Source organism: Microbacterium sp. NPDC097977 (assembly GCF_040302605.1).
Taxonomy (GTDB): Bacteria; Actinomycetota; Actinomycetes; order Actinomycetales; family Microbacteriaceae; genus Microbacterium.
Genome location: NZ_JBEOUR010000037.1, coordinates 1 through 12,492 on the forward strand (window position 1 = coordinate 1; position 12,492 = coordinate 12,492).

Annotated in this window: 9 protein-coding genes; 3 read left to right on the plus strand and 6 right to left on the minus strand. The window is 70.4% G+C overall.

Going from position 1 to position 12,492, the window contains the following annotated elements; translation table 11 throughout:
• The coding region (locus ABTZ43_RS09980; RefSeq protein WP_350538665.1) for an ATP-dependent helicase at positions 1–3,732 on the minus strand (3,732 nt) is incomplete at its 3' end.
• A 69-nt stretch (positions 3,733–3,801) separates the two neighbouring features.
• On the opposite strand from ABTZ43_RS09980, the gene ABTZ43_RS09985 reads away from it, so the two are divergent.
• A complete protein-coding gene (locus ABTZ43_RS09985; RefSeq protein ID WP_350538666.1) occupies positions 3,802–4,212 on the plus strand; it encodes a DUF6157 family protein in 411 nt (136 codons plus the stop codon).
• Positions 4,213–4,214: 2 nt separating this feature from the next.
• Here ABTZ43_RS09985 and ABTZ43_RS09990 read toward each other — a convergent pair whose 3' ends face one another.
• Both ABTZ43_RS09990 and ABTZ43_RS09995 read right to left on the minus strand, forming a co-directional pair.
• Entirely contained in the window at positions 4,215–5,942 is a 1,728-nt protein-coding gene (locus ABTZ43_RS09990) for an ABC-F family ATP-binding cassette domain-containing protein (RefSeq protein ID WP_350538667.1), read from the minus strand.
• Between the two features lie 317 nt (positions 5,943–6,259).
• Positions 6,260–6,916 (minus strand): alpha/beta hydrolase, encoded by a 657-nt coding sequence (locus ABTZ43_RS09995; RefSeq protein WP_350538668.1) that lies wholly within the window; start codon positions 6,914–6,916, stop codon positions 6,260–6,262.
• 113 nt (positions 6,917–7,029) lie between these two features.
• Here ABTZ43_RS09995 and ABTZ43_RS10000 point away from each other — a divergent pair, with 113 nt between their 5' ends.
• Positions 7,030–7,632, plus strand: coding sequence for a DUF4916 domain-containing protein (locus ABTZ43_RS10000; protein WP_045253901.1), 603 nt, complete (start codon positions 7,030–7,032; stop codon positions 7,630–7,632).
• A gap of 57 nt (positions 7,633–7,689) precedes the next feature.
• Here ABTZ43_RS10000 and ABTZ43_RS10005 read toward each other — a convergent pair whose 3' ends face one another.
• The gene (locus tag ABTZ43_RS10005; RefSeq protein ID WP_350538669.1) at positions 7,690–8,757 is read right to left on the minus strand and encodes a threonine aldolase family protein; all 1,068 of its coding nucleotides are present in this window, start codon (positions 8,755–8,757) and stop codon (positions 7,690–7,692) included.
• Positions 8,758–8,840: 83 nt separating this feature from the next.
• On the opposite strand from ABTZ43_RS10005, the gene ABTZ43_RS10010 reads away from it, so the two are divergent.
• The gene (locus ABTZ43_RS10010) at positions 8,841–10,256 is read left to right on the plus strand and encodes an MFS transporter (RefSeq protein WP_082539490.1); all 1,416 of its coding nucleotides are present in this window, start codon (positions 8,841–8,843) and stop codon (positions 10,254–10,256) included.
• Positions 10,257–10,274: 18 nt separating this feature from the next.
• Here ABTZ43_RS10010 and ABTZ43_RS10015 read toward each other — a convergent pair whose 3' ends face one another.
• The gene (locus ABTZ43_RS10015; RefSeq protein ID WP_350538670.1) at positions 10,275–10,916 is read right to left on the minus strand and encodes an SDR family NAD(P)-dependent oxidoreductase; all 642 of its coding nucleotides are present in this window, start codon (positions 10,914–10,916) and stop codon (positions 10,275–10,277) included.
• Between the two features lie 129 nt (positions 10,917–11,045).
• Complete coding sequence (locus ABTZ43_RS10020; RefSeq protein WP_350538671.1) at positions 11,046–12,485, minus strand: DUF6421 family protein; 1,440 nt, start codon at positions 12,483–12,485, stop codon at positions 11,046–11,048.
• Positions 12,486–12,492 lie beyond the last annotated feature (7 nt).

The following is a 12,492-nucleotide window of genomic DNA, read 5'->3' on the forward strand; positions in this document are numbered from 1 at the left end:
CACCCGCGCCTCGAGGGAATCGGCGGCGAGCTCGTCGTCGGGCTCGGGCAGCGTGAAGGGGGCCAGGTCGGCAGGATGCAGCGACACCCACCCGTCGCGACCGGGAAGCGTGCCGTGTCCCGACCAGATGACCTCGCCCGCCGCAGTGAGCTCGTCGAGCAGAGCGGGGGAGTAGTCCCGCACCCGGGAGGGGAGCACGAGCGATTCCCACGCGCTCGCCGGGATCGGCACCCCCGCGAACTGCTCGATCACGGCGAGGACCCCGTCGATCCCCTCGAGAGGGCGGCCGAGGTGCTGCCAGTCGGGCAGGAACCGCGCGAACGCCTCCGGAGACACGGGTTCGACGCTTCCGCGGATGGCGGCGAGCGAGCGCATCCGCAGGCGGCGCAGCACCTCGCTGTCGCACCATTCGGTATCGTCGCCCGAACCGGTTCCTGAGCCCGGCGAAGGGTCGGGCAGGAAGAAGCCGCTCGTGAGCCTGCCTGCGTGCTCGAGGCGCTGCAGCGTGTGCCGGGCGACAGCCGCGCCCAGACCGAACCTCGTCGCGACCGCGGTCGTCGTGAACGGACCGTGGGTGCGTGCGTAGCGGGCGATGAGGTCGCCGAGCGGATCGGCGAGCGGCTCGAGGAAGGCGACGGGGATCCCCGTCGGCAGGGCGGCGCCGAGCGCGTCGCGCAGCCGCCCGGCGTCTTCGATCGCGGCGACCCTCGTGGTGCCGGCGACGGTGACCGGGATCGCCCGTCGCGCCGAGACCAGTGCGTCGAGATGCTCCGTCGCCGAGCCGGTCTCGGGGTCGAGGCGCGCGTCGATCTCTGCAGCATCCATCGGGCCGAGCATGCGCAGCAGATCGGCCACCCCCTCGAGTCCGCGCGCCCGACGCTCGGGGTCGAGGCGCTGGGCCTCTCGCTCGAACTGCGCGATCACCTCGGGGTCGAGCAGCTCGCGGAGCTCGACCGTGCCGAGCAGTTCGCCCAGCAGCGCCGGGTCGACCGAGAGGGCCGCAGCCCGGCGCTCGGCGAGCGGGGAGTCGCCCTCGTACATGAACGCGCCGACGTAGCCGAACAGCAGATCACGGGCGTACGGCGACGGCTGCGCGGGCTGCGTCTCGACGAGCCGGATGCGCCGATCGGCGATCGAGACCGCGAGCCGGCGCAGCGACGGCAGGTCGTAGACGTCCTGCAGCACCTCGCGCAGCGTCTCGAGGATCACCGGGAACGTCGGGTGGCGCCTCGCGACCTCGAGCAGCTGCGCGGAGCGCTGACGCTGCTGCCACAGCGGTGTGCGCTTGTTCGGGTTCATGCGCGGCATCAGCAGGGCTCGGGCGGCGCACTCGCGGAATCGCGACGCGAACAGCGCGGATCCGCCGACCTCCTGGGTGACCAGCTGTTCGAGCTCGTCGGGGTCGAACACGAAGAGCTCGGCTCCTGGGGGCTCCGCCTCGGCATCCGGGATGCGCACGATGATGCCGTCATCGCTCGCCACGGCGGATCCCTCGACGCCGAGGCGCTCGCGGATGCGCGCGTTGATCGCCAGAGCCCACGGCGCATGCACCTTCATGCCGTAGGGGGAATGGAGGATGACCCGCCAATCCCCGACCTCGTCGCGACCGCGCTCGACCGTGAGCGTGCGGTCGGTGGGCAGCGTGCCCGTCGCCTCCCGCTGCTCGGTGAGATGGGCCATCAGGTTCATCCTCGCCTGCTCGTCGAGCCCGGCCTCGATGAGTCGCTGGGCGGCCTTCTCGGGCGTCGCCGCCGAGACCTCCCGAGAGAACCGGCCCAGTGCCTCGCCCAGCTCGAACGGCCGGCCGATGCCGTCGCCGTGCCAGAAGGGCACCTTGCCCGGCTGCCCGTACGCGGGGATCACGTTGACCCGGTCGTGGGTGATCTCGGCGATGCGCCAGCTCGTCGTGCCCAGGGTGAACACGTCGCCGACGCGCGACTCGTAGACCATCTCCTCATCGAGCTCGCCCACACGGGCGCCCGTCGATTCGCCCGCGACGAACACGCCGAACAGCCCGCGGTCGGGGATCGTGCCGCCGCTCGTCACGGCGATGCGCTGCGCGCCGGGGCGACCGGTCAGGGTGCCCGCGTCGCGATCCCAGACGAGGCGCGGTCGCAGCTCGGCGAACTCGTCGGAGGGGAAACGCCCGGCGAGCAGGTCGAGCGTCGCCTCGTAGGCCGAGCGGGGCAGCGACTGGAACGGCGCCGAGCGGCGAACGGTCTCGAACCACTCCTCGACGCTGATCTCGCCGAGCGCGCAGGCCGCCACGGTCTGCTGCGCGAGGATGTCGAGCGGATTGCGGGGCACCTGGATCGCCTCGATCTTGCCGGCCAGCATGCGCTCGGTGACGATCGCGGTGTGCAGCACGTCGCCGCGATGCTTGGGGAAGAGCGCCGCACGGCTGATCTCGCCGACCTGGTGGCCCGCGCGTCCGACGCGCTGCAGTCCCGAGGCCGCCGACGGCGGAGCCTCGACCTGGATCACCAGATCGACCGCGCCCATGTCGATGCCGAGCTCGAGGCTGCTCGTCGCGACCACGCAGCGGAGGATGCCGGACTTCAGCTCCTCCTCGACCTGCGCCCGCTGCTCCTTCGACACCGAACCGTGGTGCGCCTTGGCCAGCACGGGGTCGGCGCCGGCCGTGGCGCCCGCCTGCGCCATCATCGCGGCGGGCACGCTCGCGTCGGGCAGCGCGACGCCGATGCGCTCCGAGTAGATCTCGTTCAGTCGGCCCGTCAGGCGCTCGGCCAGCCGTCGGGAGTTGGAGAAGACGATGGTCGACTTGTTCTCGAGGATGCGGTCGACGATCGCCTCCTCGACGTGCGGCCACACCGAGCCCGTGACCTCCGTGTACTCCGCGTCGGCGCCGTCTCCGGCATCCTTCGGCGCACCGAGGGGAGGAGGGGGGTTGGTCATGTCGTCCATCGGGACGACGACGCCCAGCTCGAACGTCTTCGACGCCGGTGGTGCGACGATCTCGACGGGGGCGGCCCCGCCGAGGAAGCGCGCCACCTCGTCGATCGGGCGCACCGTCGCCGACAGGCCGATGCGCTGCGCCGGCTCGTCGTGGCCGTGCGAGCGGCGGAGCGCGTCGAGGCGCTCGAGGCTGACGGCGAGGTGGGCGCCGCGCTTCGTCGCGGCGACCGCGTGCACCTCGTCGATGATCACGGTGTGCACGTCGCGCAGCGTCTCGCCCGCCCGGCTCGTGAGCATCAGGTAGAGCGACTCGGGAGTCGTGATGAGGATGTCGGGAGGGTCGGAGACCAGCTTGCGCCGATCGCTCGAGGTCGTGTCGCCCGAGCGCACACCGACCGTGACCGCGGGGGCGGCGACACCCAGTCGACGAGCCGACTGCCCGATCCCGATGAGGGGCGAGCGCAGGTTGCGCTCGACGTCGACGCCCAGCGCCTTCAAGGGTGAGATGTAGAGGATGCGCGTGCGCGACGTGCCGTCCTTCGAGGACGCGTCCTTCGTGATCGCGGCCTTCGAGGTCGTGGCCTTCGAGGTCGTGACCGCCGCCGGGGCGCCCGCGCCGCGTTCGCGGAACACGCTGTCGATCGCCCACAGGAACGCCGAGAGGGTCTTGCCCGACCCGGTCGGAGCGACCACGAGCGCGTGCTTGCGCGCCGAGATGGCCGTCCACGCGCCGGCCTGCGCGGGAGTGGGTGCGGGGAACGCCCCCCGGAACCAGTCCTGCGTGGCGGGGGTGAAACGGTCGAGCACGTCGCTCATCCCTCCATCATCACCCCGGCCACCGACATCGGGCTCGCCATTGTCCGTGGCCTGGCGCATCCTGTATGCATGGCGTCGCACACCACGAACTACCTGAGCACCTTCATCGAGGTCGCCGAGGACTGCCCGGTCGATCATGCCGAAGAGCCGCCCGTGGGCGATACGCCGACGATCGCCGCGCTGCACTACCGGCTGATCGCCGAAGAGCCCTACGGTCGCACCTCCGATGACGTCCTCTTCGCGACGCACGCACTGCGTCGTGGCATCGCTCTCGACGACACCGCGGCGCGCGACGCGTTCTTCTCGACGGGGCAGCCGTGTCTGCGCTCCTCACCGCTCGGCAAACGCTACGGCTGGGGGATCGATCACGACGCCGAGGGCCGCGTGGCCCTGGTGCCGCGCGAATCCGACGACTATGCGCTGCGCGCGGCCGACCCCGCGATCGCCCATACCAGGGCGATGCGGAGTCGGCGCGTATGAGGTCACCGCTCGGCGAGTGAGCCGTCCGGCAGGATCTCGAGAGTGAGATCGAGCCCGAGACGGCGCAGGAACGCGTCGTCGTGGCTCACGACGAGCACTGCGCCGCGATACGCGCGCAGAGCGTCGACCAGTTGATCGACGGTGTCGATGTCGAGGTTGTTCGTCGGTTCGTCGAGGACCACGAGGTGCGGCGGGGGATCGGCGAGCAGCAGCGATGCCAACGCCACGCGGAAGCGCTCGCCGCCGGACAGCGCGGCGACCGGTCTCTCGGCGGTCGCCCCTCGGATCAGGAACCTCGCGAGTCGGTTGCGCAGCTCCTTCTCGGGCACCTGCGGAGCGGCATCCGCGATGTTCGCGAACACCGACCGGCCCTCGTCGAGCCCGTCGACCCGCTGCGGCAGATAGCCGACGCGATCGGTGAGCGCGGTCGCCGTCAACGCCGGTGGTTCCGCATTCAGCAGGGAATCGTCGAGAGCATCCGCCGCGCCGTGAGTCGGGCGGATCGGCGGCATCTGTGCTGAATTGCGAACACTGCCGCCATCAGCATCAGCATCAGCATCAGCATCAGCATCAGCATCACCGGCATCCGCTACCAGCCGCTCGAGCAGCGTCGTCTTGCCGGCGCCGTTTCGCCCCACCAGCGCGACGCGGTCGGGGCCCTGGATGATCCACGACCGCTCCCCGTCGCCGAGCGCGGCGATCCGTCGGCTGCGGGAGACATCGGGGTCGGGAAGCTCGATCTTCATCGATGCGTCCGCGCGCAGCCGCCGCCCCGCCTCGTCGAGTGCCGCGCGGGCGGCATCCTCCTTCGCGCCGACCTCGGTGCGCAGTCTCCCCGCCGACACCTCGGCGGACATCCTGCGTCCGTGGGCGACGATCTTCGGCACCCGTTTCTCGATCTCGGCCCTCTTCGCGGTGCGGGCGCGGTGCGCGAGCTTGACCTCCGCCTCTATGCGCTGGCGCTTCTCCTTGCGGAACTCCTGCTTGGCCGTGACCTCGGCCTGTCGCGCGGCCTCCTGCTCGGCATCCAACCAGGCGCGCCACTGGGAGTACGGACCGCCGAACACGCTCAGCGTGCGGCCGTAGAGCTCGGCGGTGTCGTCCATGAGCTCGAGCAGCGACAGGTCGTGGCTCACCACGATCAGTGTGCCCTTCCACGAGGCGATCATGGCCGCGAGCCTCGATCTGGCCTCACGGTCGAGGTTGTTGGTGGGCTCGTCGAGCAGTGTGATCGGCGCACGCCGCAGTCGGATGCCGGCGATCGCGACCAGCACGGCCTCGCCGCCCGAGAGCTCTCCGACCGTGCGGTCGAGGAAGTCGGGCGAGAGGCCGGCCTCGGCGAGCGACACCTCGGCGCGCGCTTCGATGTCCCAGTCGTCGGCCACCGTGTCGAAGTGCGACGGGTCGACGTCACCGGAACCGATCGCGCGCACCGCATCGAGCGCGTCGGCGACGCCGAGGAGCTCGGCGACCCTGCGGCCGGTGTCCAGCGTGAGCTGCTGCGGGAGATAGGCGACGTCGCCCGACGTCGTGAGCGACCCGGAGGTCGGGCTCAGCTCGCCGGCGATCAGGCGCAGCAGGGTGGACTTCCCTGCGCCGTTGCGGCCGACGAGGCCGGTGCGCCCCGCGCCGAAGGCTCCGGAGACGGCGTCGAGAGCGACCGTGCCGTCGGGCCAGGTGAAAGAGAGCCGGTCGAGGGTGACCGACGAGTGAAGAGCGGGGAATGACATGGTGTCTCCTGTCGAGTGCGAGGGTGCACTGACACCGGGCGCCCGCAGGGTCCCGCCGGAGCGGGATGCCGTCGCGAAGACGGTGGGCGGTGGTCTGCCGTGGAGTCGGCGATCGTCGGGTCAGCGCGCGGAAGAAGAGGCGCGGAAACGACGGATCAGATCAAAGGACTTCCAGACACGGCGGACAGGACTCCACGACGATACCCGGGCGTGTCGCGGCGGCGCAACCCCGGGCGTGTCGGATTCGGGGATCTCGCTCTGAGGAGTCCTGGCTCTCGCTCTGAGGAGTCTGGGATCAGCCCGGGATCAGTCCGCGGTCACTCCTGAGCGGCCCGCTCCAGCCACTTCGAGAGGAAGGCGTGGACGTCGCGCAGCTCGTCTTCGGAGATGCTGTGCGTGAGGCCGGTGTACACGCGGCCCGACAGCTCGGAGTGTGCGGGGAGCCACTGCGCCGTGTGGGCGACACGCGCCTCGGGGATCACCTGGTCGTTGGTGCCGCGGCCCCAGAAGACGTGGGGCTTGCGCCGGGTCAATGCCTCGTCGTGCGGCAGGTCTCCCGCGGCGACGTAGCCGCTGAGCGCCACGACCGTGTCGACGCGGTCGGGGTCGAGGCGCATGACCTGCAACGCCACGGCGGCTCCCTGCGAGAACCCGAGCAGGGCGACGCCGGAGGCATCCGCCGCGGTCTCGTCGAGCCAGCGCAGGAACGCCTCCGCAGCGGTGGTGACGGATTCCGGACTGCGGCCGTCGAGACCCTCGATGGCGTACCAGGAGCGTCCGGGCATCGGCCACGGGGGAGCGAGCGGGGCGGCGACGGATGCCAGGGCGATGCCCTCGGGCAGATACGGCGCGAGGCCGAACAGGTCGTTCTCGTCGGCGCCGTAGCCGTGCAGCAGCACCAGCAGCGGCATCCCCGCCCGGTCGGGCACGGACCAGCGCGTGAGGGTGTCGTCGATCGTCAGTGCTTCGCTCACGACCCCATCCTGCCAGGGGGTCCGGACACCCGCTCGGCCGCGGGGTGGACCGTATGCCGATCCGCCGGATGAAGTCCGTGTCGCCCCGAGGGCGCTGCTGGTAGAAAGGACACATGGCTGTCCGCACACCTGACCCCGAACCCGAACCCGACGACGGGATGGACGACTTCGGAGACGCGAAGCCGCCGGCGCGCGACACGAACCCCGGGTGGCTGAGCGAGTTCGAGCTGGCGGAGGCGCGACGCCACCTGCCCATGATCTACGTCGAGGCGATCCCGGTGCGCACCGACGGGTCGGGGCAGGTCACGGAGATCGGGATCCTGCTGCGCTCGACCCCGATGGGCGAGATGACGCGCACGATCGTGTCGGGGCGCGTGCGGTTCGGCGAGACGATCCGCGATGCGCTCTTCCGCCACGTCGAGAACGATCTCGGGCCCATGGCCTTCCCGCTGCTCCCTCCGCAGCCGCTGCCGTTCACGGTCGCGGAGTACTTCCCCATGCCGGGGGTGAGCGCGTATCACGACGACCGGCAGCACGCCGTCTCGCTGGCGTTCGTCGTTCCCGTGACGGGCACCTGCGAACCCCGCCAGGACGCTCTCGAGGTCACCTGGTTCTCACCGGAGGCCGCGGGCTCCGATGCCGTCGCCGCCGAGATGGAGGGCGGTCGGGGGACCCTCATCCGTCAGGCTCTGGCCAACCTCGGCCTGCTGCGCTGACGAGGGCTGCTGCGCTGACGAAGGCCGCTGCGCTGACGAGGGCTGCTGCGCCGAGGCTCAGCGGGCGGTGAGGCGCGCGAGCTCGGCGACGAACTCGTCGACGTCGGACTCCTCGGTGTCGAAGCCGCACATCCAGCGCACCTCGTTGCGTGCGGCATCCCAGTCGTAGAAGCGGAACTTCTCGCGCAGCAGATCGGCGACGCCGTCGGGGAGCTGTGCGAAGACGCCGTTCGCCTGGGTCGGCTGGGTGAACGTGACCCCGTCGATCGTGCCGTCGGCGATGCCCGCCTCGATCGCGCCGCGCAGTCGCTGCGCCATCGCGTTCGCATGCCGGGCGTTGCGCAGCCACAGGTCGCCCTCGAGAAGCGCGATGAGCTGGGCCGAGACGAAGCGCATCTTCGACGACAGCTGCATGTTGAACTTGCGCGAGTACTGTAGCCCGTCCGATGCCTCCGGGTTCAGCACCACGATGGCCTCGCCGAGCATCGCGCCGTTCTTCGTGCCTCCGAAGCTGAGCACGTCGACGCCGGCGTCGCGGGTGAACGCGCGCAGCGGCAGATCGAGGGCGGCGGCGGCGTTGGAGATGCGGGCGCCGTCGAGGTGCAGCCGCATCCCCCGCTCGTGCGCGTGGTCGGCGAGGGCGCGGATCTCGTCGACCGAGTAGACGGTGCCGAGCTCGGTCGACTGCGTGATCGAGACGACGAGCGGCTGCGCGCGGTGCTCGTCGCCCCATCCCCACGCCTCCCGGTCGACGATCTCGGGCGTGAGCTTGCCGTCGTCGGTCGGCACCGCGAGGATCTTGAACCCGCCGATCTTCTCGGGTGCCCCGCCCTCGTCGACGTTGATGTGCGCGCTGGCCGCGGCGATCACGGCACCCCATCGCGGCAGCATCGACTGCAGTCCGGTGACGTTCGCCCCCGTGCCGTTGAACACGGGGAAGGCCTGGACGCCCTCGCCGAAGTGCGTGCGGAAGACCTCCTGCAGGCGCGCGGTGTAGGCGTCCTCGCCGTATGCCACCTGATGGCCGCCGTTCGCCGCCGCGATGGCCGCGAGGACCTCGGGGTGGACGCCGGAGTAGTTGTCGCTGGCGAAGCCGCGGACCGCGGGGTCATGCTGAATAGTCACCACCCAAGCCTACGGGGGCATTCCGGCTCCGCGGATCGTGCAGGGACTACCGGATGTCGGAGGTCGGGCCTACCCTCGGCATCATGGCCCGCACCGCAGCGAAGACCGCCTTCGCGAACGTCCTCGTCAACACGCTGGTCGCCAACGTGACGACGAGCTTCCTGTGGTTCGCGCTCACATTCTGGGTCTATATCGAGACGCAGTCGGTGCTGGCGACCGGCATCATCGGCGGCGCCTACATGCTCTTCATCGCCTTCTTCGCCATGATCTTCGGCACCATCGTCGACCGCCACCGCAAGCACACGGTCATGGTGCTCTCGAGCGTCGTCTCGGCTCTCGCCTTCCTGGTCGCCGGTGCGCTCTACGTCTGGCAGTCCGAGGCGGTGCTGCTCGACCTCGGAGGCCCGTGGTTCTGGATCTTCTCGGTGATCATCCTCTTCGGCGGGGTCATCGAGCAGCTGCGCAACATCGCCCTCTCGACGACGGTGACTCTGCTGGTCCCTGAAGAGCGGCGCGCCAACGCCAACGGGCTCGTCGGCACGGTGCAGGGGCTCGCCTTCCTGGTCACCAGCGTGTTCTCGGGTCTGTCCATCGGCTTCCTCGGCATGGGGTGGACACTCGGGATCGCGATCGCCGCGATGGTGCTGACCGTGGTGCACCTGCTGTTCATCCGCATCCCCGAGCAGGCTCCCACTCCCGACCCCGAGGCGAAGAGCGCGCTGGACTTCCGCGGCAGCGTCGCCGCGATCCGGCTCGCCCCCGGGCTCTTCGCGCTGATCATCTTCTCGACGTTCAACAACCTCATCGGCGGCGTCTACATGGCGCTGATGGACCCGTACGGCCTGACGCTCTTCGACGCCCAGACGTGGGGGTTCGCGCTCGCGTTCGCCTCGACCGGGTTCATCATCGGCGGCGGACTCGTGGCGAAGTTCGGCCTGGGGCCGAAGCCGATGCGCACCCTGCTGTTCGTCGTGATCGCGATGGGGCTGCTCGGGTCGGTGTTCATGCTGCGGGAATGGTGGCCGCTGTACGTGATCGGCATGTGGGTGTACATGGCGCTCGTGCCCCCGGTCGAGGCCGCGGAGCAGACCGTCATCCAGAAGGTGGTGCGCTACGACCGACAGGGACGCGTGTTCGGCGTCGCTGCGGCGATGGAGGCCGCCGCCGCCCCGATCACCGCGTTCCTGATCGCGCCGATCGCCGAGTTCCTGATCATCCCCTACATGAAGACGGCCGACGGCCAGCGCCGGTGGGAGTGGCTGCTCGGCGAGGGAGATGCGCGCGGGATCGCCCTGATCTGCCTGTTCGCCGGCCTCGTGATGGTGGTCGTCGGGGTTCTCGCGTTCTTCACGAGGTCGTACCGCACGCTCACGAAGCTCTATGCGAATGCGCCGGTGCAGGATCCCGGCGGCGAGGATGGTGCGAGCGACGAGAGTCCTCCCGATGCTCCCGCCCCGGTGCGGGGTTCGCCGCCGGAGATGCCTGAATTCCGGCGCTAGCGGCGACCGGGAGCGCGGTCAGTCGAGGGGGAGGATCTGGTCGTTGAGGTCGACGGCATCGGCGTCCCACAGAGACAGCACCCGCGGGACGAGCGCGTCGGGATCCAGCGCCTTCGCGCGGAACACCACGGATGCCGCGCGAAGCGGCTCTCCGGCATCGCGGGCCGCCTTGGCGAAGCCCTGCGCCACCGCGCGTGCCCAGGCCTCGCTCGCGGCCTTCACCGCGGCGTAGTTCGCACCGCCCGCGAGCGGGCGTCCGACTGCGGTCGACGACACGATCGCGAAGCGACCGGCATCCGATGCCCGCAGTGCCGCGTCGAACGCCCGGCTGGTGGCCCGTACCGCGTCGAGAGCGGGAAGAAGGGCCCGGAAGTCGTCGTCGGACTGCCCGGCGAGACCGCCGCCTCCGCGCCAGCCGCCCACGAGAGGGATCACCGCGTCGACCGCACCGAGACGCATCGACAGGGCGGTCATCGACTCCGACGAGGTCGCGTCCGACGTCTCGACCTCCGCGCCGGCCTCCCGAAGCGGGGAGAGTCGGTCTGCCGAGCGGCCGGTCGCGATGACGCGGGCGCCGGCATCCACGAGGGCGCGGGCGAGGGCGAGGCCGGAGGTGCTGGTCGCTCCGGCGAGGACGATCGTGCGATCGGTGACGCTCATGTGCTCAACTCTCGTGAAGGAACGGGTTCTCCGGAAGGAACAGTTCTGCGGCCACCCCCGAGAGGAATGGCCGCAGACGCTGCGTCCGGTCGCACCACACGACCGGACCCCAGAAATGCGCTGTTCGAGTCAGGCGTCGCTGCCCCGGATGCCGACGGTCGACTCGATGACCGGCTTCATCTTCTTGTCGAGGGCTTCGAAGAACATGGACAGGGGGAACTCGTCGTCCAGGACCGCGTCGGTGAACCCCTTCGGGGCTCCCGCAAGGATCTCGTCGGGCAGGCCGCGCGCCCACTGCGAGGCGGGGTGCGGGGTGAGGACGCCGCGCACGAGGTCGTACGCGGCGAGCCAGTGCGACGTCTTGGGGCGGTCGATCGAGCGCCAGTAGAGCTCGTCGATCGCGTCGCCCAGTGCGACCACGGCGTCGGGCACGGCGGCCCAGTCGAACGCGAGAGCGGTGTCGGTCCAGTGCAGCACCCCGCGCTGGTGCAGCCACGCGAACAGCAGCTGGCCACCGAGACCGTCGTAGTTGCGCACGCGCGAGCCGGTGATGGCGAAGCGGAAGATGCGGTCGAAGATCACCGCGTACTGCACGAGCCCTGCGTGCTCGTGCATCTCCTGCTCGGAGCGCGAGAGATCCTCGCCGGCCTCGGAACGGGCGTCGAGGGTGCGCTCGATCCGCACGGACTCGCGGAACGCGGTCAGATCGCAGCGCAGCTCCTCGAGGGAATACAGGAAGAACGGCATCCGCTGCTTGATCATGAACGGGTCGAACGGAAGATCGCCCCGCATGTGCGTGCGGTCGTGGATGATGTCCCACATCACGAACGCGCGCTCGGTCAGCGCCTGGTCGTCGAGCATCGCCGCGGCGCGCTCGGGAAGATCGAGCTTGGTGATCTCCGCGGCGGCCCGCGTGACGCGGCGGTAGCGTGCGGCCTCGCGATCCTGGAAGATCGCGCCCCAGGTGAACGACGGGATCTCGCGCATCGCGACGGTCTCGGGGAACAGCACGGCCGAGTTCGTGTCGTAGCCGGGCGTGAAGTCGACCAGGCGCAGCGAGACGAACAGCTTGTTGCCGTAGTCGCCCGCTTCGAGGGCGGCGATGAACTCGGGCCAGATCGTCTCGACGATGAGCGCCTCGACGAGGCGATCGCTCGATCCGTTCTGCGTGTACATCGGGAAGACGACGAGGTGGCGGATGCCGTCGATGCGATGCTGCTGCGGCTGGAAGGCCATCAGCGAGTCGAGGAAGTCCGGCACGGCGAAGTCCGTCGCCACCCAGCGCTCGAAGTCGGCCACGGAGGCGGCGAGGTACTCGGCGTCATGCGGGAAGGCGGGGGTCAGCGCGCGGATGCCCGCGGTGATCGCGCCGACCAGGTCGCGGGCCACGGCGTGGTGCGCGGCATCCGGGATCGAGCCGTCCTTGATCTGCATCTCGCGGAGGGCGATGGCCGCGTCCTTGAGCTGGGCCCAGGCGGCGCTCTGCTCGGCGACCCGAGCGTCTTCGACGACCTCGGGTTCGCCGACGATGGCCTGTGCAGCGGAGCTGTTGGCGGAAATGATGGACATCGGGACC

Bases quoted from the DNA above. Each gene is read 5' to 3' on its own strand.
- ABTZ43_RS10000 (WP_045253901.1), top strand. From the start codon at position 7,030: ATGGCTGTCCGCACACCTGACCCCGAACCCGAACCCGACGACGGGATG.
- ABTZ43_RS10010 (WP_082539490.1), top strand. From the start codon at position 8,841: ATGGCCCGCACCGCAGCGAAGACCGCCTTCGCGAACGTCCTCGTCAAC.
- ABTZ43_RS10015 (WP_350538670.1), bottom strand. From the start codon at position 10,916: ATGAGCGTCACCGATCGCACGATCGTCCTCGCCGGAGCGACCAGCACC.
- ABTZ43_RS10020 (WP_350538671.1), bottom strand. From the start codon at position 12,485: ATGTCCATCATTTCCGCCAACAGCTCCGCTGCACAGGCCATCGTCGGC.
- ABTZ43_RS09990 (WP_350538667.1), bottom strand. From the start codon at position 5,942: ATGTCATTCCCCGCTCTTCACTCGTCGGTCACCCTCGACCGGCTCTCT.
- ABTZ43_RS09985 (WP_350538666.1), top strand. From the start codon at position 3,802: ATGGCGTCGCACACCACGAACTACCTGAGCACCTTCATCGAGGTCGCC.